18 protein-coding genes are annotated in these 17,755 nt (G+C 76.0%); 4 read left to right on the top strand and 14 right to left on the bottom strand.

The window, feature by feature from the left end; genetic code table 11:
- Positions 1-14 precede the first annotated feature (14 nt).
- Positions 15-977 (top strand): type I pantothenate kinase, encoded by a 963-nt coding sequence (coaA, locus tag FS882_RS15015; protein WP_316043647.1) that lies wholly within the window; start codon positions 15-17, stop codon positions 975-977.
- A gap of 18 nt (positions 978-995) precedes the next feature.
- Here the strand turns inward: coaA and FS882_RS15010 are convergent, their stop codons facing one another.
- From FS882_RS15010 to FS882_RS14980, 7 genes are all read right to left on the bottom strand, one after another.
- On the bottom strand, positions 996-1,649 hold the full coding sequence (locus FS882_RS15010) for a hypothetical protein (RefSeq protein WP_158374088.1): 654 nt from the start codon (positions 1,647-1,649) through the stop codon (positions 996-998).
- A 144-nt stretch (positions 1,650-1,793) separates the two neighbouring features.
- The gene (locus tag FS882_RS15005; RefSeq protein WP_262348324.1) at positions 1,794-2,684 is read right to left on the bottom strand and encodes a DedA family protein; all 891 of its coding nucleotides are present in this window, start codon (positions 2,682-2,684) and stop codon (positions 1,794-1,796) included.
- A 353-nt stretch (positions 2,685-3,037) separates the two neighbouring features.
- A complete protein-coding gene (locus tag FS882_RS15000; RefSeq protein WP_158374086.1) occupies positions 3,038-3,760 on the bottom strand; it encodes a peptide deformylase in 723 nt (240 codons plus the stop codon).
- Positions 3,761-3,773: 13 nt separating this feature from the next.
- Complete coding sequence (gene glmM, locus FS882_RS14995) at positions 3,774-5,123, bottom strand: phosphoglucosamine mutase (RefSeq protein WP_158374084.1); 1,350 nt, start codon at positions 5,121-5,123, stop codon at positions 3,774-3,776.
- A 149-nt stretch (positions 5,124-5,272) separates the two neighbouring features.
- A complete protein-coding gene (gene rpsI, locus FS882_RS14990) occupies positions 5,273-5,761 on the bottom strand; it encodes a 30S ribosomal protein S9 (protein ID WP_158374082.1) in 489 nt (162 codons plus the stop codon).
- A 35-nt stretch (positions 5,762-5,796) separates the two neighbouring features.
- Positions 5,797-6,243 (bottom strand): 50S ribosomal protein L13, encoded by a 447-nt coding sequence (rplM, locus tag FS882_RS14985; protein WP_147794330.1) that lies wholly within the window; start codon positions 6,241-6,243, stop codon positions 5,797-5,799.
- 209 nt (positions 6,244-6,452) lie between these two features.
- Positions 6,453-8,147, bottom strand: coding sequence for an ATP-binding cassette domain-containing protein (locus FS882_RS14980; RefSeq protein WP_158374080.1), 1,695 nt, complete (start codon positions 8,145-8,147; stop codon positions 6,453-6,455).
- 87 nt (positions 8,148-8,234) lie between these two features.
- Here FS882_RS14980 and FS882_RS14975 point away from each other — a divergent pair, with 87 nt between their 5' ends.
- The gene (locus tag FS882_RS14975) at positions 8,235-8,654 is read left to right on the top strand and encodes a DUF5709 domain-containing protein (RefSeq protein WP_158374078.1); all 420 of its coding nucleotides are present in this window, start codon (positions 8,235-8,237) and stop codon (positions 8,652-8,654) included.
- Between the two features lie 74 nt (positions 8,655-8,728).
- On the opposite strand, the gene truA is transcribed toward FS882_RS14975, so the two are convergent.
- Both truA and FS882_RS14965 read right to left on the bottom strand, forming a co-directional pair.
- Positions 8,729-9,715 (bottom strand): tRNA pseudouridine(38-40) synthase TruA, encoded by a 987-nt coding sequence (truA, locus tag FS882_RS14970; protein ID WP_262348322.1) that lies wholly within the window; start codon positions 9,713-9,715, stop codon positions 8,729-8,731.
- Positions 9,712-11,085 carry an ADP-ribosylglycohydrolase family protein gene (locus FS882_RS14965; RefSeq protein ID WP_222848234.1) on the bottom strand — a complete coding sequence of 458 codons (1,374 nt, stop codon included), beginning with the start codon at positions 11,083-11,085 and terminating at the stop codon, positions 9,712-9,714. The genes truA and FS882_RS14965 overlap by 4 nt, the downstream gene beginning before the upstream one ends.
- Positions 11,086-11,128: 43 nt before the next feature.
- Between FS882_RS14965 and FS882_RS14960 the strand changes: the two genes are divergently transcribed.
- A complete protein-coding gene (locus FS882_RS14960; protein WP_158374076.1) occupies positions 11,129-11,902 on the top strand; it encodes an ROK family protein in 774 nt (257 codons plus the stop codon).
- 16 nt (positions 11,903-11,918) lie between these two features.
- Here the strand turns inward: FS882_RS14960 and FS882_RS14955 are convergent, their stop codons facing one another.
- Positions 11,919-12,347 (bottom strand): VOC family protein, encoded by a 429-nt coding sequence (locus FS882_RS14955; RefSeq protein WP_158374074.1) that lies wholly within the window; start codon positions 12,345-12,347, stop codon positions 11,919-11,921.
- A 98-nt stretch (positions 12,348-12,445) separates the two neighbouring features.
- On the opposite strand from FS882_RS14955, the gene FS882_RS14950 reads away from it, so the two are divergent.
- The gene (locus FS882_RS14950; protein WP_158374072.1) at positions 12,446-13,456 is read left to right on the top strand and encodes a helix-turn-helix transcriptional regulator; all 1,011 of its coding nucleotides are present in this window, start codon (positions 12,446-12,448) and stop codon (positions 13,454-13,456) included.
- Positions 13,457-13,569: 113 nt separating this feature from the next.
- On the opposite strand, the gene FS882_RS14945 is transcribed toward FS882_RS14950, so the two are convergent.
- The 4 genes from FS882_RS14945 to FS882_RS14930 form a co-directional block, all read right to left on the bottom strand.
- A complete protein-coding gene (locus FS882_RS14945; RefSeq protein ID WP_158374070.1) occupies positions 13,570-15,141 on the bottom strand; it encodes an HNH endonuclease signature motif containing protein in 1,572 nt (523 codons plus the stop codon).
- A gap of 71 nt (positions 15,142-15,212) precedes the next feature.
- Positions 15,213-15,953, bottom strand: coding sequence for an alpha/beta fold hydrolase (locus FS882_RS14940; RefSeq protein WP_158374068.1), 741 nt, complete (start codon positions 15,951-15,953; stop codon positions 15,213-15,215).
- A 114-nt stretch (positions 15,954-16,067) separates the two neighbouring features.
- Positions 16,068-16,604 (bottom strand): 50S ribosomal protein L17, encoded by a 537-nt coding sequence (rplQ, locus tag FS882_RS14935; protein WP_158374067.1) that lies wholly within the window; start codon positions 16,602-16,604, stop codon positions 16,068-16,070.
- Between the two features lie 66 nt (positions 16,605-16,670).
- The gene (locus FS882_RS14930) at positions 16,671-17,681 is read right to left on the bottom strand and encodes a DNA-directed RNA polymerase subunit alpha (protein WP_154729327.1); all 1,011 of its coding nucleotides are present in this window, start codon (positions 17,679-17,681) and stop codon (positions 16,671-16,673) included.
- Between the last annotated feature and the right edge of the window lie 74 nt (positions 17,682-17,755).

Raw genomic sequence — 17,755 nt, 5'->3', positions numbered from 1 at the left:
TGCAGAATCGTCGGGTGCGCGCCACCGACGTCCCCGGGCAGACCTCCCCGTACGTGGAGCTCGACCGGGACTCCTGGGTCCGCCTCTCCGAGTCCACGCCGCTGCCGCTGACCGACGACGACGTGACCCGGCTCCGCGGGCTCGGCGACCCGATCGACCTGGCCGAGGTGGACGCGATCTACCGGCCGCTGTCCCGGCTGCTCGACCTGTACGTGACCGCGACCCGCCGCCTGCACGCCGCGTCGTCGACGTTCCTGCGGGAGGACACCCCGCGCACCCCGTTCGTCATCGGCGTGGCGGGGTCGGTCGCCGTCGGCAAGTCCACCACCGCCCGGCTGCTGCGCGAGCTGATGGCCCGCTGGCCCGCGACCCCGAACGTCGCGCTGATGACGACCGACGGGTTCCTCCACCCGAACGCCGAGCTCGAGCGCCGCGGCCTGATGGACCGCAAGGGCTTCCCGGAGTCGTACGACCGCCGGGCGCTGCTGCAGTTCGTGTCGAAGGTGAAGGCCGGCCACGACGAGGTCCGAGCCCCGGTGTACGACCACGTCACCTACGACATCGTCCCCGGCGCCGAGGTGGTCGTGCGCCGGCCCGACGTGCTGATCGTCGAGGGCCTGAACGTGCTGCAGCCCGCGCCCTCCGCTGCCGGCACGTCCAGCACGTCGAACCTCGCGGTGAGCGACTTCTTCGACTTCTCCATCTACGTGGACGCGCGGACCTCCGACGTGCGGCAGTGGTACGTCGAGCGGTTCCTGTCCCTGCGGTCGACCGCGTTCGCCCGGCCGGAGTCGTACTTCCACCGGTACGCGGGCCTCAGCGACGAGGAGGCCGTCGCCCGCGCCGAGGGCATCTGGGACGCGATCAACGCCCCGAACCTGGTGCGGAACATCCTGCCCACCCGCAGCCGGGCGACGCTCGTGCTGACCAAGGGCGGCGACCACTCGGTCCGCCGGGTGCGGCTCCGCAAGCTCTGACCCCACCGGGGTCGCGGGTCAGCTCCCGGTCGGGGACCCGGTCGCCCGCGGGCCGACCAGCTCGACCGGGTAGTGCTCGACGTCGACGGGGTCCAGCACCTCCAGACCCTCCGACACCGAGATCGGCAGGGCCCCGCAGCCTCCGGACGGCAGGGCCACCCGGACCGCGGCACCCAGCGCGTCCACGAGCCACAGGTCGGCCCGCTCGGTGCCCGCCGCGCAGGGGGTGGGCGTCGTCCCCGCGGCCGGCACGGTCGCCGAGGCCGTCAGCGCGGTGAGCAGCGGCCGGACGTCGCCCTCGAGCCGGGTCGCGGTCACCGCCGCCCACCGGCCCGCGGCGTCGGTCAGCGTCTCCCCCGTCGTGCACAGGACGGCGGACACCGCGGAGAACCCGTCCGGGACCGGGCCGGCGTCGGGCACGTCCGGGTGCGCCGTGCTGCTCGCGCCGCCGCCGGCGAACCCGAGCGCGTCGAGGACCTGCGGCGCCAGGCAGTCCGCCCCGGCGGACACCGCGGCACCCGCTGAGGACCGCTGGGCGGCGTCCGCCGCGGACGACGCCCCGTCCCCGCCCGCGCACGACGCCAGGCCGACCGCGAGGGCGAGGGCGACGAGGCCGCCCGGGACGGCGCGGCGGGGCCGGCGGCGGGGTGCGCGAGGACGCGATGCCGCCATGTCGCCACCCTCCGTCGCCCGTGCCCCTGCCCAGGGCGAAGGCGCGGGCGTCTGCCCGGCCTCCGCCGTCGGGGGCGACGCCGTTGTGGCCCGGACCGAGCGTAGGCGCGGCCGACGTCGCCGCCGGGCGACGATGCCGGATCGTTAGCGGGCGGGGCCGGATCGTTGCCGGGACGTGACCCGGACGTCGGGAGCACCCGGGGCGCACGCCGCCGCGACGGCGGCGGGCCGGACCGGCGCCGCCGGCGCGACGGGCCGGGCGACGGCAGCGGGGGTCGTCGGCGGGGCGGTGGCGGCGGGAGCGGCAGCGGCTGCGGCGCGGGCGGGGGCGGCGGTGGCGGCCGCGCTGGGCCCGGCGGCGGGCGCGGCGGCCGCGGCGGAGGCGGCCGCGGCGGCGGTGGCCACGACCACCGGCGTGCGGTCGATCCCGGTCCAGCGGCGCAGCACCCAGTCGATCCCGACGCCCACGAGCGTGCCGACGACGACCCCCGCGACGACTGCGATCAGGGGGTGGTCCTCCAGCCACAGCCCGGCGCCCGCACCGACCGCCGAGCCGTACACGGCCCACGTCACCGCCGCGAGCCCCGTCAGCCCCACGAACCGCTTGCGGGGGTAGCCGAGCGCCCCGGCCGTCATGTTCACCGCCACCCGGCCGATCGGGATGTACCGCGCCGCGAGGATGAACGACGAGCCGCGGTGCGCCAGCGCGTGCTCCGCCCAGGCCAGCGCCTTGCGCCCGCGGGCGGTGCGGAACACCCGCAGCCGGTGCACGTCGACCCTCGAGCCGATCGCGTACGCGATCTGGTCGCCGGCGAACGCGCCGAGCGCGGCGGCCAGGACCACGAGCACGATGTTCGGCGCGCCCTGGGACACCGACAGCGACGCCAGGGCGATCACGACCGACTCGCTCGGGATCGGCGGGAAGAAGCCGTCGATCGTCGCGAAGAGGAACAGCGCCGGGAACACCCAGAGGGAGTCGGCCAGCATCGGCACCCAGCCCTCGATGGCGCTGATCCAGTCCTGCAGCACGGTCATCAGCTCCTGCGTCGTTCGGCGGCTGGCCACGGCGGCCGACGTCCACGCTAGGTGCGTGCCGCGGGCCGCGACATGGGGGACTCCCCCGACTCCCCCCTGGTCCTCCCCCCATCCTGACCGGCGCTCTCGCACGCGGCATCGGCCCCCGGGACGACGTCCGGCCGCCCGGGGTCCGCCTCCCGGCGGAGCGGTGCCGACCGGACGGACGACCCCGGCGGGCCGGCCGCACCCCGGTGCGCCACCCCGTGCGCCGCCCGTGCGTCCCCTGCCGTGCCAGTGCACCACGCGGGTGCGACACGGGTCACGGTCATTCGGTGACGACCCGGTGAACGCTGCGCCGCGGGTGCCCGGCCTCAGGGCTCGAGCGGGAAGCCGAGGGTGCGTGCCGCCTCGGTGGGGCGGGGCTCCGTCGCCCAGTGCGCGCCGAGCTCGTCGGTCGCGGACAGCGAGCGGGGGTGCGCCCGGTCCAGGTAGAGCGTCCCGTTCAGGTGGTCCGTCTCGTGCTGCACGATCCGGGCCGGCCAGCCCTGCACGACCTCGTCGAGCGCGGCGCCCGTCTCGTCCTGCCCGGTGAGCCGCAGCCGCCGCAGCCGCGGGACCACGGCCTGGTAACCGACGACGCTCAGGCAGCCCTCGTAGAACGACACCCGCTCGGGCTGCTCGCCCGGCACCGGCTCGTACACCGGGTTCACGAGCACCCGGAACGGCAGCGCCGGGCGCTCCCGCACCCGGCCCGTCTCCGTCTCGCCCGCACCCGGGTCGGCCAGCACGGCGAGCGCGAGCGGCAGTCCGATCTGCGGCGCGGCGAGCCCGACGCCGGGGGCGGCGTGCATCGTCCGGCGCATCAGCGCCACCAGCGCGGTGAGCTCGTCGTCGCCGACCTGCCCGTCGAACGGCACCGCGCGCATCCGCAGCGCCGGGTGGCCCGCCTGCACGATCGGCACGGTGCCCGACGGGTCGGCCGCGCCGGCGTCGAGCAGCCGCAGCACGTGCTCGCGGACCACCGCGGCCGGCCAGGTCGCCTGCGGGGGGCCGCCGGCGGCCGGCGCCGCGCCGGCCCCGTCCGTGGTCGTCATCGCCGAGTGCCGCTCAGAGAGCGAGGCGGTCGCGCACGACGTCCGCCAGCTGCCCGGCGACCCGGTCGGCGTCGTCCTGCGTCGCGGCCTCGACCATGACGCGGACCAGCGGCTCCGTCCCGGACGGGCGGAGCAGCACCCGCCCCGTCGAGCCGAGCGAGCTCTGCGCGGCACCGACGGCCGCGGCGACGTGCTCGTCCGTACCCGCGCGGTCCTTGTCCACCCCCGGCACGTTGACCAGCGTCTGCGGCAGCCGCCGCACGACGGCCGCGAGCTCGCTGAGCTTCTGGCCGGTCGCGGCGACGCGGGACGCGAGCTGGAGCGCGGTGAGCGTCCCGTCGCCGGTCGTGGCGTGGTCCGCGAGGATCACGTGGCCCGACTGCTCGCCGCCCAGGTTGTACCCGTGCGCGCGCATCGCCTCCAGCACGTAGCGGTCGCCCACGCCCGTCTCCACGGTGCGGACGCCCGCGGCCTGCATCGCGAGGCGCAGGCCGAGGTTGCTCATCACCGTGACGACCAGCGTGTCGTGGGCCAGGACCCCGCGCTCCCGCAGGTCGAGGGCGAGCACGCCCATGATCTGGTCGCCGTCCACCAGCGCGCCGGTGTGGTCGACCGCGAGGCAGCGGTCCGCGTCGCCGTCGAAGGCCACGCCGAGGTCCGCGCCCGAGGCCACGACCGCCGCCTGCAGCTGCTCGGGGTGCGTCGAGCCGCACGCCTCGTTGATGTTCCGGCCGTCGGGCGACGCGTTGATCACGACCACGTCGGCGCCGGCCTCGCGGAGCGCCGCGGGACCCACCTCGGACGCCGCGCCGTTCGCGCAGTCCACCGCGACCCGCAGACCGGCGAGGTCGTGGCCGAGCGTCGAGACCAGGTGCTCGACGTACTGCTCGCCCGCGCGCCCGGTGTCCGACCGGATCCGGCCGACGGCCGCGCCCACGGGGCGCTCCCAGTCCGCGCGCAGGCGCTGCTCGATGGCGTCCTCGAGCTCGTCGTCGAGCTTGTGGCCGCCGCGCGCCAGGAACTTGATGCCGTTGTCCGGCATGGGGTTGTGCGACGCCGACAGCACGACGCCGAGGTCGACGTCCAGCGCGCCCGTCAGGTGCGCGATGGCGGGCGTCGGCAGCACGCCGACGTTCAGCACGTCCACGCCCGCGCTCGCCAGGCCGGCGGCCACGGCGGCGGAGAGGAACTCGCCCGACGCGCGCGGGTCGCGGCCGACCACGGCGCGCGGCCGGTGGCCGGCGAACTCGCCGCGCTGGCCGAGCACGTGCGCGGCCGCCACGGACAGGTCCAGCGCCAGCTCCGCGGTCACGTCCCGGTTCGCCAGGCCGCGCACCCCGTCGGTGCCGAACAGTCGTCCCATCGAGGGCCCCCTCGTCGTCGGGCCGCCGCTGCGGCCTCCAGCATCGTGCCAGGGCGGACGCGTCAGCGCGCGCAACCCGGGCACCGGAACGGCCGACGGCCCCGAGGGCGGACCCTCGGGGCCATCGGCCGCGGTCGCTGATCCGTGGATCAGCGCTTGGAGTACTGCGGGGCCTTGCGGGCCTTCTTGAGACCGGCCTTCTTGCGCTCGACGACGCGGGCGTCGCGGGTCAGGAAGCCGGCCTTCTTCAGCGCCGGACGGTTGTGCTCGGCGTCGATCTCGTTGAGCGCGCGGGCGATGCCCAGGCGCAGCGCGCCGGCCTGGCCGGTGACGCCGCCGCCGCTGATGCGGGCGATGACGTCGAAGCGGCCCTCGACCTCCACCAGCTTCAGCGGGGAGTTCACGAGCTGCTGGTGCACCTTGTTCGGGAAGTACTCCTCGAGGGTGCGGCCGTTGATCTTCCACTGGCCGGTGCCGGGCACCAGGCGCACGCGGGCGATCGCCTCCTTGCGGCGACCCAGGGCCTGGCCGGGAGCCGTGAGGCTCTGGCCCCGGCCCGCGGGGGCCGCGGTCTCGGAGGTGTAGCTGCTGGGCGTCTCGCCGCCCTCGAGGTCGATGTCGACCGTGGTCTCGGCCATGTGTTTCGCGTCCTGTTCCGGTGTGCTCGAGGGCGTCAGCCCTGCGCGACCTGGGTGATCTCGAAGGGCTTCGGCTGCTGGGCGGCGTGCGGGTGCTCGGCACCGCGGTAGACCTTCAGCTTCGAGAGCTGCTGGCGGGCCAGCGAGGTCTTCGGGAGCATGCCACGCACGGCCTTCTCGACGGCACGCTCGGGGTGCTTGTCGAGCAGGTCGGTGTACGTGGTCGCCCGCAGACCACCCGGGAAGCCCGAGTGGCGGTAGGCGAGCTTGGTCTCGCGCTTGTTGCCGGTCAGCGCGACCTTGTCCGCGTTGATGACGATGACGAAGTCGCCGCCGTCCACGTGCGGGGCGAAGGTCGCCTTGTGCTTGCCGCGCAGCAGCGTGGCGACGTGGGTGGCGAGGCGGCCCAGGACGACATCGGTCGCGTCGATGACGTACCAGTTCCGCTGGACGTCGCCGGGCTTCGGGGTGTACGTGCGCACGGTCGTTGCCTTCTCTATGTCTCTGACTGTGTCCACGGCAATCCCGTAGAAGCCGGGGTCAGCCGATGAGTACCGTCGGTGCGTCGTCCGTGGACCGGTGAGTGGGAACGCACCTGGGTCGACACCGACGGACGCACAACGACTCACCAGGGTAGCCGCCGGGCGGGGGGGCGGTCAAAGCGACGTCGGTCACCGGCCCCCGCCCCTGCTCACCGGGCCCGCGCCACCCGGCCCGCGTCCCACACGGGCTCCGGAGTCTCGACGACCGCCCCGTCCTCCCCGAACACGAGGAACCGGTCGAAACCGCGCGCGAACCACCGGTCGTGCGTCACCGCCAGCACCGTGCCCTCGAACGCCGCGAGCCCCGCCTCCAGCGCCTCCGCCGAGTGCAGGTCGAGGTTGTCCGTCGGCTCGTCGAGCAGCAGCAGCGTCGCCCCGCCGAGCTCCAGCAGCAGGATGTGGAACCGCGCCTGCTGACCGCCCGAGAGCGTCTCGTACCGCTGCTCCGCCGACGCGACCAGCTCGTACCGGTCCAGCGCCTTGCTCGCCGGCTCCCGGCCCATGCCCGGCCGGCGCCCCTCTCCGCGGTGCAGGATCTCCAGGAGGGTCCGGCCCGCGAACGCGGCGTCCTGCGCGTGCTGCCGGTTCTGCGCGAAGAACCCGGGCACCACGCGCGAGCCCAGCCGGGCGACTCCGGTGTGCGTCACCGGGTCGATCGGCAGCTCGCCCTCGGCGGGGGCCTGCTCGGGTTGCGGGTCGCTGCCGCCCGCGGCGAGCAGCCGCAGGAAGTGCGACTTGCCCGACCCGTTCGACCCCAGCACGGCCACGCGCTCGCCGAACCACACCTCGAGGTCGAAGGGCCGCATCAGCCCCGTCAGCTCCAGCCGCTCCGCGACGACCGCGCGCTTGGCCGTGCGCCCGCCGCGCAGCCGGACCCGCACGTGCTGGTCGTGGGAGACGACCTCGGGCGGCCCCGCCTCCTCGAACTTGCGCAGCCGGGTCTGGGCCGCGGAGTACCGCGACGCCAGGCCGTCGTTGAACGCCGCCTTGGTCTTCAGGGTGTTCACCAGGGTGATGAGCTTGACGTGCTCCTCGTCCCACCGGCGTGCCAGCTCGGCCAGCCGCTCGCGGCGTGCCTCGCGGGCCTCCGTGTACGTGGTGAACGTCCCGCCGTGCACCCAGACCGTCGCGCCGGCCCGCGCGGGCTCCAGCGTCGCGACGTGCGTCGGCACCCGGGACAGCAGCTCGCGGTCGTGGCTCACCAGCAGCACCGTCTTCGGGCTGTCGAGCAGCCGCCGCTCCAGCCAGCGCTTCGTCGGCACGTCCAGCGCGTTGTCCGGCTCGTCGAGCAGCAGCACCTCCTGGGGACCGCGCAGCAGCGCCTCCAGCACCAGCCGCTTCTGCTCGCCGCCCGACAGCGTCCGCACGCCGCGGTGCTGCGCCCGGTCGAACGGGACCGAGAGCACCGCGTCCGTCACCCGGTCCCAGTCCGCCTCGACCTCGTAGCCGCCGACGTCCGCCCAGTCCGCGAGCGCCTGCGCGTACCGCATCTGCGACGGCTCGTCGTCGACCTCCATCATGTGCAGCTCCGACGCCGTCAGCTCCGCCGCAGCCGCGCCGATCGCGCCCGTCGCGAGCGAGGCCAGCAGGTCGCGCACCGAGCGGTCGTCGGCGATCCGCCCGACGTCCTGCCGCATCACCCCGAGCCCGCCCGTGCGGACCACCGCGCCGTCGTGCGGCTGCTCGTCGCCCGCGACGATCCGCAGCAGCGTCGACTTCCCCGCACCGTTCGGGCCGACCAGCGCCGTGCGCTGCCCCTCGCCGACCCGCAGGTCGACACCCCCGAGCAGGGGGCGGCCGTCGGGGAGCACGTAGCGCACGTCGTGCACCTCGAGATGACCCATGGACCGATCGTCCCAGGTCTGCGGCGCCGGTCCCAACCGGTTATCCGTGCGGTGGCAGCGCGGCAGGTGCGGTGCCAGGCTCGTCGCATGAGCGAGAACACCCCTGCCACGAGCACGGACGCCGCCACCGGCGCCGAGGGCGACGCGGACCAGCTGCCCGCCGAGGACACCCTGGTCGGACGCGGCGTCGACGACCTGCTGGACGAGGGCTACAGCCCGCCCGAGCGCCCCCGCCCCGCGTCCAGCCACTTCGGCGAGACCCCGTGGGAGGAGTCGCGCGGCGAGACGCTCGACCAGCGCGTGGCCCAGGAGGAGCCCGAGGTCTGGGAGGACCCCGACCGCGCGCCCGACCCGTCCCGTGAGCCCGGCCGCGCCGGCCGCCTGCTCGAGGACGACGACGCGGTGGAGGCGGGCGGCAACGACCAGTTCGCGCTGGACGCGGGCGTCGACGGCGGCGCGGCGAGCGCCGAGGAGGCCGCGGTTCACATCGTCGACGAGGAGGACTGACTCCACGCCTCCTCGCGGCGAGCGAGGGCGGGCGGCGGGCACGGGTGCGGGGGCACCGGCGTCCGCCGCCCGCGTCAGTCCTCCGCGGGATCCACCGGACCAGTCGCGGGGGCGCCGGCCCGGGTGGCCGGGGCGGCGTGCACGTCGTCCGCCGAGCGCATCGCCCGCGTCCGGAGCTGGCGCACGGCCAGCTCGGCGTCCGGCGGGTACACGACCTCCTCCAGCGTCAGGCCGTGCGCGGCGACCACCGCGCTCCCCGGGTCGCGCCGCCCCCCGACCAGCAGCTCCGCCGGCCAGTCGACCGGCCGCCGGCCCTCTCCCACCGCCAGGCTCGCCCCCACGAGCGCCCGCACCATCGAGTGGCAGAACGCGTCCGCGCGCACCGTCGCCACCACCAGCCCGGCGTCCGGCCCCTCCGCGGGCCGCTCCCAGGTCAGCTCGTCGAGCGTACGGATCGTCGTCGCTCCGGGCCGGGGCTTGCAGTACGCCGCGAAGTCGTGCCGGCCCAGCACCCGCCCTGCCGCCTCGTGCATCGCGTCGACGTCGAGCGGCCGCCGGGTCCACAGCACGTGCGCGCGGCGCAGCGGGTCGCGCAGCGCGGGGTCGTCGCAGACGCGGTAGACGTACCTCCGGGCGACGGCCGAGAACCGCGCGTCGAACCCCTCGGGGGCGACCCGGACCGCCGTGGCGACCACGTCCGGCGGCAGCACCCCGCCGAGCCGGGTGAGCAGGGACTCCTCCGGCGTGCGGTCCGACCGGCCGGGCACCGCGGTCCACGCGCCCGCAGGGACGTCCACGTGCAGCACCTGGCCCCGCGCGTGCACGCCCGCGTCCGTGCGCCCGGCGACCGTCACCCGCGGCGGCGCGTCCCCCCGGTGCTCCGAGCGCAGCACGAGCGCCAGGGCGTCCTCGACCACGCCCTGCACCGTGCGCAGGCCGGGCTGACGGGCCCAGCCGGCGAAGTCCGTGCCGTCGTAGGCGAGGTCGACGCGGACGCGGACGGGCGCGTCGGGTGCGTCGGGCGCGACGGGGGCGATCGGGCTGGAGCCTGGGCCGGTCACGGGACCACCACCGCGTCCGGGGCCTCGTCGACGGGGAGCTGCACCACGATCCCGCCGAACCGCGCCTCCGCCGCGCGCAGCCGACGACCGTCGATCCGCACCTCGCCCGCGAGCACCTCCGGCGAGGCGGTCGTGCCGTCCTCGTACTGCGCGGTGTACCCGCCGGTGAACGACTCGTTGTACAGACCCACCGGCCGACCCGAGGCGTCCGTCACCCACCCGGCGCACCAGGCGCACACGTGGTCCGCATACCGCTCGAAGAACGGCTCGCGCGTCCCGCACAGCGGGCAGACCTGGTCCCCTGACGTCCCCGGCACCCCGGGTCCGCCCTGCGCCGTCGCCCTGCCGAGCGCGCCCAGGCGCCGCCCCGCGAGCCCGGGCCAGCCGTGCACCGCACGCGCCCACACCCTCGGCACCGCACCGTCGCCGTACCGCGCCCCCAGCAGCGCCCCGGCGATCGCGGCGACCGTGTCCGTGTCGCCGCCGATCCGCACCGCCGCGGCCAGCGCCAGCGGCAGGTGCACGCTCCCGGGCGCCTCGACCCCCTCGGGCAGGGGCGGGACCGAGCGGGCGATCGCGTGCCACGCCGCCTGGAGCGCGGTCACGGTGAACCCGTTCGAGCGCAGGTCCGCCGCCGGGCGCGGCGACGCCGCGTCGTCCAGCCAGCCGCGCCACGCGTCGCGGCGCTCCGGCGGCAGCAGGTCCAGCCCGGCGTGCACGTCCAGGCGCCGCTCCGTGACCGCGAGCCGCACCGCCTCCGACCACAGCACGCACGAGTCGCCCGCCAGCGGGTCGGGGTGGGTCAGCTCGGCGACCGCGCGCGCCGCCGCGGCCGTCGCGGCGCGGTCGTCCAGCGCCACCAGGCCCACCACGCCCGTCCGCATCAGCGCCCCGTTGCCCGCCGTGCGCCCCGTCGCCGCGTGCAGCTCCGCGGCCGCCGCCCGCAGCCGCGCGGCCGGCCGGCCCGTACGCCGGCCCGCACCCGCGAGCACCGCCGCGGTCTGCGTCCCGACGTCGCTCGCGCCACCCGTCCGCCAGGCCTCGAACCCCGCGGCGACCTCGTCCAGCTCCTCCTCCGTGCGCAGCCCGCCTCCGCGCGCCGCCACCCGGGCCACCACGACCGACATCTGCGTGTCGTCGCTCCACTCCCCCGGCGCGTACGGGCCGAGCCCGCCGCCCCGCATCTCCGGCAGGTCCCCCGGCGCCGGAGGCTCCGCGAACTCGTACGGCACCCCGAGCGCGTCACCCGCCGCCTGGGCGAGCAGCACGCCGGAGGCGCGGTCGAGCACACCGCGGTCGAGGAGACGAGCACCGGAACCCGTCGAAGGCCCGGACTCGTCGGCGGTCGGGCGGAGAGGCTGGTCGCGCACGCCCCCGAGGGTACGGGGCCGGGGCCTGCTCTACCGTGGTCCGGTGCCCACGCCCGACCCCGCCCCGTACACGCTCGCCGTCGACTGCGGGGGCGGCGGCATCAAGGCCTCCGTGCTCGACTCCTCGGGCACCCTGCACGCCCCGGCCGTCCGCGTGCCGACGCCCTACCCCCTGCCGCCGACGCGGCTCGTCGACACCATCGCCGACATCGCCGACCGGCTCCCGCCCTTCCAGCGGGCCACCGTGGGCATGCCGGGGATGATCCGGCACGGGGTCGTCGTGGCCACCCCGCACTACGTCACCCGGTCCGGGCCGCACACCCGCGTCGACCCCGAGCTCGTCGAGGCCTGGTCCGGCTGCGACATCCGCGCCGCCGTGCAGCAGCGGCTCGGCGTCCCCGCCCTCGTCCTGAACGACGCCGAGGTCCACGGGGCCGGCGTCGTGTCCGGGACCGGCGTCGAGCTCGTCCTGACCCTGGGCACCGGGCTCGGCTCCGCCCTGTTCGACGGTGGCCGGCTCGCCCCGCACCTCGAGTGGTCCCACGCCCCCGTGCGCCGCCTCACCACGTACGACGAGTACATCGGCCAGATCCAGCGCGCCCGGCTCGGCGACGGCCTGTGGTCCCGGCGCGTCCGGCAGGTCGTCGAGGGCCTGCGACCCGTCGTGCTGTGGGACCGGCTGTACCTCGGCGGCGGCAACGCCCGCCAGATCACCCCGCAGGTGCTCGCCCGGCTCGGCGACGACGTGGTCGTCGTGCCGAACCAGGCGGGCATCGTCGGGGGCGTGCGCGCCTGGCAGCTGAGCGGCGACGCGTGACGGTCGGGACTCGGGCCTAGCCCGCGTACGGCGTCGCGACGTCCAGCACCCACGTGATGCCGAACGGATCGCGCACCATCCCGTACAGCGGCGCCCACGGCGACGGTGCGAGCGGCACCAGGACCGTGGCGCCCGGGGCAGCCGCGAGGCGCGCCCAGCGCGACGAGATCTCCTCAGTCGACGCGCCGCGCACCGACACGTAGAACGCGTCCGTGCCCGCGTCCCACGGCCGAGCCGCCGGGACGTCGAACGCCATGACGTGGAAGCCGTCGTCCGAGAGGACCTGCCCCCAGAGCACCTGGTCGGCCTCGGCCGGGTCCTGGACCGCGCCGGCGTCGCCGTGCGTGACGATCGTCAGCTCGCCGCCGAACGCGTCGCGGTAGTGCTCGAGGGCCGCCCGGGCGTCGCCGCGGAAGTTCAGGTGGGTGGTGGTCGTGATGGTCATGGTGCCTCCTCGGTGCGATGGTGCGCGGGCCTGTCGACCGACGCCGGCACCACCTTGGCGTCCCTTCCGGACAGGTGATGTCCTGATAGGGAGGCAGGATGGGCGACGTGCCCACGACCGCGCCCCGGCTGCTCGCCCTGCTCTCGCTCCTGCAGACGCGGCGCGACTGGCCCGCGGCGGTGCTCGCGGAGCGCCTCGACGTCACGGACCGGACCGTGCGCCGGGACGTGGACCGGCTGCGGGAGCTCGGGTACCCGGTCACCAGCACCCGCGGACGCGAGGGCGGGTACCGGCTCGAGCCCGGGTCGCAGCTGCCGCCCCTGCTGTTCGACGACGAGCAGGCTGTCGCCCTCACGGTCGCCCTGCGCACCGCCGCGGCGTCGGGCGCCGGCGTCGAGGAGGGCGCCGAGCGCGCGCTCCGCACCGTGCGCCAGGTCCTCCCCGCGCGGCTCGCCCACCGCGTGGACGCGGTGCCGGTCACCGTCATGACGGCCGCGGGCGCGCCGACCGTCGACCCGGCGGTCCTCACGGCGATCGGCGCGGCCGTGCGGGCACGGGAGGTGCTGCGGTTCGGCTACGTCCGGGGTGCGGGCGACGCCGCAGCCGACGACGACTCCCCGACCCGTCGCGTCGAGCCGCACCACCTGGTCGCAAGGACCGGCCGCTGGTACCTCGTCGGGTGGGACCTCGACCGCGACGACTGGCGGGTGTTCCGCGCCGACCGTGTCCGACCTCGCGTGCCCGGAGGGCCTCGGTTCGGCCCGCGGGAGGTCCCGGGCGGGGACGTCGAGGCGTTCGTCGCCGCCCGGTTCCGCGGGGCGGCCACGACGGACGGCGCCTGGCCGTGCCGCGGGACGATCGTGCTCGACGCCGACGCCCGGCACGTCGCGCCGTTCGTGACGGACGGAGCCGTCGAGAGCCTGGACGCAGGCCGGTGCCGCGTCACGCTGGGCTCCTGGTCCTGGGTCGCACTGGCGGCAGCGGCGGCGCGGTTCGACGCCGCGATCCTGCACGTCGAGCCGCGAGAGCTGGCCGACGCCTGCGCCGTGCTGGGGGACCGGTTCGCGCGCGCCGCCGCGTCGACGGGCCGGCCGCGCTCGCCCGCCTGACGCGCGCACGCTCGCCTCGCTCGGGCGAGCCGATCACCCTCCGCCGGCCGACACCGGCCCGGCCGCACGCCAGTCGACTCGGCGGTCGCGCCCCGAGATCCGCGGCGGCCGCGTCAGAACGGCGGTCCTGCCGCGGGTGGCGGCGGTCCGGTCAGGTGCAGCGTGGGTTCCTCGGTGCCGGGCCTGACTCGGAAGGCGTGGCCGGTGGCGGTGTGCCAGACGAACTCCCCGGCGGTGGGTTGGCGCACGCGCAGGACGCCGGCGGTCTTGAGCCGGTGGTGGGTGCGGCACAGCGGGCCGAGGTTGTGGGCGCAGGTGGTCCCCAGCGGTCGGGGCGGTGACCCGTCGGCCGGCGGGTCGTACTCGATGGTGTGGTCGAGGTCGCAGCGCGCGGCGGGCACGGGGCAGCCCGGGGCGGTGCAGTACTTGTCGCGGTGCCGGACGTGGTCGGCCAGGGCGGCCGGCGGCCGGTAGGTGGTGCGCCCGACGTCCAGGACGGTCCCGGACAGGGGGTCGGTGACGAGGCGCTGCCAGGTCGACCCGAGGTCCAGGGCCATCGCCCGTGCCTGCTGGGCGTCGACCGGGCCGTACCCGGCGAGGTCGCCGGGTACGTCGTCGGCGCCCAGCAGCGTCGACAGCGGCACGGTGACGTGCACGACGGTCCGCGGTCCGGTCGGGCTCGCGTGCGGGGGGCGTTCGGTGGCGTCGTCAGCAGGGGGCGCGGTCCCGGCGGGAGCGGCCGTGGGCCGGCCGGCGGGGTCGAGGTCCTCGTGGGCACCGTCCCGCCGGGACGGCAGCACGGTGCCGTCGGGCGCGACCTGGTGCGTCCCGCGGCCGAGGACGCGGTCCACGAGCTCGTCCGCGCGCAGCTGGTCCAGGGTCCGGGGATCGCCGGCCTCGCGCGACCGTCGGGCGAGGGCGTCGAGCACGCTGTCGAGCCGGACGGCCTCGGTCGCCGGGAGCACGGCCCACAGCCCGGCCATGCCGTCCTGCAGGACCCGGGGCCGGGACACCGTCCGGCAGGACCGGGCGGTGCGGTGCCGGTCGGCGGCCCCCTCGGGGTCGACCCGGTTCAGCGCCCGCGCGACGTCCGTGCGGACCTGAGCGACGGACCGGCCCGACATCCGCGGCAGCACCTCCGCCTCCACGGCGGCCGCGACGTCGGCGGGCTCGTCCCCGGCGCCCTGCACGATCGCGCGGGCCTTGGCCGGTTCGATCCGCCCGTCGGCCAGGGCGGCCCCGGTCCCGGCCAGGGCGCCGGCGTACGCGCGCCCCTCCCGGATGAGCATCTTCGCCTCACCCGGCGGCACCAGCAGGCGCGCGGACAGGTCGGCCGCGGCGACGTCGGCGTGCACGAACGCGGTGCCCTCGGGCAGCGACCGGCACACCGCGGCGATGTCGGGGTGGCGCAGGTCGGGATGCCGCGCCAGGACGGCCGCCGCCGCGGTCTCGATGGCGTGCGCGTGCGCCGCGATGCGCCGCGCCTGCACCACGACCTCCGGCAGCTCGTAGGACGGCAGTGCGCCCAGGTCCAGGGCCTCCAGCTCGGCCAGGAGGCGTGACCCGGCCGGCATGGCGTCCAACCGCTCCCCGAGGCCGTCGCCCACGTCCGGCGCGCCGGACGCCGCGGCCCGACGGCCGCCGTCGGTGTCGGCAGCGGGGCGGTCCTGCAGGTCGTCTGGCATACGAGCACGCTAGGAGCCACCGCCGCCCCACCGTCCCGCCGCCCGACGGGGCCTGGGGACGACGCACGACGTCACGCCTGTGGAGGACTCGCCGCCCGCTCCTGCCGGGCCTGCACCGCGTCGACCGCGCTCAGCACCGCCCGCGTGAACCCGACGGGCGCGGTGAGGGACACCAGGTGTGTCGCGCCCGGCACGACGACGAGCCGCCCGTCGCGGCACGCGCGCAGGAACCGCCGCTCCTCGCCCCGGAAGTGGTCGTACCGCCCGTTCACGAGCCACACGGGCGCCTCGACCCGTGCGAGGTCCTCGACGGGCGTGGCGGCCCGCATGGCCCGCAGGACGTCGTCCATGACGTCGAGCGCGAACCCGCCCGCGGCCACGTCCGCCGCCGCGGACGGCGAGAGCACGCGGTCGACCATCCCCTGGTTCAGACCGGCGCCGGCGTCGGGGAGCCGAGCGATCCCCCGCGCGAGCAGCGCCCACCCGTCGACGAGCGCTACGAGGGGGCGGGTGGAGCACGCAGCCGCCACGAGCCCCGCGACCTGGTCGGGCCGGCGCGCGGCGTGGGTGATCCCGACGTAACCCCCGAGCGACAGCCCGACGACGAGCGCGCGCCCGCCCGCGGCGTCGACGCCGTCCGCGACGGCCTGCACCGCCCCGTCGAGCGTGAACCGCTCGCCGCGTCGCTCGCCGTGCCCCGGCAGGTCCACGGCCACCGCCTGGACACCGTAGGCCCGGAGCGCCTCGACCTGGGCGCGCCACATCGTCCGCGAGGTACGGAGCCCGTGCACGAGCACCACGGGGACGGTCATGCCCGCGACGCTACCGGCTGCGGGGCGGCGCGCGCCGCCCCGCACGTGCAGAAGGGCCCGGGCCCCGCGAGCGTCTGCTCGCCGGACCCGGGCCCTCCCGGTGCTGACCTCGGGTCAGGCCTTGTCGGCCTCGTCCTTGGTGTCGGCGGCCTCGGCCTCGGGGGCGTCGGTCGCGGTCTCCTCGACCGTGGTCTCCTCGGCGGGGGTCTCCTCCGCCGGGGTCTCCTCGGCCTTCGGCGCGGCCTTCTGCGCGGCCTTGGTGGCCTCGCGGACGACGGCCTGCTTCGGCGAGACGGGCTCGAGGACGAGCTCGATCACGGCCATCGGCGCGTTGTCGCCCTTGCGGGGGCCGATCTTCGTGATGCGGGTGTAGCCACCCTGGCGCTCGGCCATCTGCGGGGCGATCTCCACGAACAGCTCGTGGACGACCGACTTGTCGCGGACGACGGTGAGGACGCGGCGGCGGGCGTGCAGGTCACCGCGCTTGGCGAACGTCACCAGGCGCTCGGCGAGCGGGCGCAGGCGCTTGGCCTTGGCCTCGGTCGTCGTGATGCGCTTGTGCTCGAACAGCGCCGTGGCCAGGTTGGCCAGGATCAGCCGCTCGTGCGCCGGGCCGCCACCGAGCCGGGGACCCTTGGTGGGCGTAGGCATGTCGTTACTCCTTGGTTCCAGTGATGGGCCGGCGGCGCACGTCAGCCGTGCGCCGCCTCCCCGGCGTCAGTACTGCTCGTCCTCGGTGAAGTCGCCCTCGTCGCCGTCGTAGTACGCGGCGGCGGTGGGGTCGAAGTCGAGCGGGCTGTCCTTGAGGGACAGGTTCAGCTCGGCCAGCTTCTCCTTGACCTCGGTGATCGACTTCGCACCGAAGTTGCGGATGTCGAGCAGGTCGGCCTCGGAACGCGCCACGAGCTCCCCCACCGAGTGGATGCCCTCGCGCTTGAGGCAGTTGTACGACCGGATGGTCAGCTGCAGGTCCTCGATCGGCAGCGCCAGGTCGGCGGCCAGGGCGGCGTCGGTCGGCGACGGGCCGATCTCGATGCCCTCGGCCTCGACGTTCAGCTCGCGGGCGAGGCCGAACAGCTCGACGAGGGTCTTGCCGGCGGACGCCAGGGCGTCGCGCGGGCTGATCGCCGGCTTGGTCTCGACGTCGACGACGAGCTTGTCGAAGTCGGTGCGCTGCTCGACGCGGGTCGCCTCGACCTTGTACGTCACCTTGAGCACCGGCGAGTAGATCGAGTCGACCGGGATGCGGCCGATCTCGGCCTCGAACGACTTGTTCTGGTTGGCCGACACGTAGCCACGGCCGCGCTCGACGGTCAGCTCGATCTCGAGCTTGCCCTTCTCGTTCAGCGTGGCGAGGTGCAGGTCCGTGTTGTGGACCTCCACGCCGGCCGGCGGCACGATGTCCGCCGCGGTCACGTCACCCGCACCCTGCTTGCGCAGGTACATCACGACCGGCTCGTCGTTCTCCGAGGAGACGACGAGGTTCTTGATGTTGAGGATGATCTCGGTGACGTCCTCCTTGACGCCCGGCACCGTGCTGAACTCGTGCAGCACGCCGTCGATCCGGATGCTCGTCACGGCCGCGCCCGGGATGGACGACAGCAGGGTCCGGCGCAGGGAGTTGCCGAGCGTGTAGCCGAAGCCGGGCTCGAGCGGCTCGATGGAGAACCGCGAGCGGTACTCCGAGATGACCTCTTCGGTCAGGGTGGGGCGCTGTGCGATGAGCACTTCGGGGTTCCTCTCAGCGTGCGTCCGCCATATGACGCAGCGCAGGTACTCGCTGGGCGGCGCGGGTCTCGGTC

Origin of the sequence: Cellulosimicrobium cellulans (assembly GCF_007679345.1) — a bacterium.
GTDB lineage: Bacteria > Actinomycetota > Actinomycetes > Actinomycetales > Cellulomonadaceae > Cellulomonas > Cellulomonas cellulans_A.
This window is presented reverse-complemented; position numbering and strand designations above follow the sequence as displayed.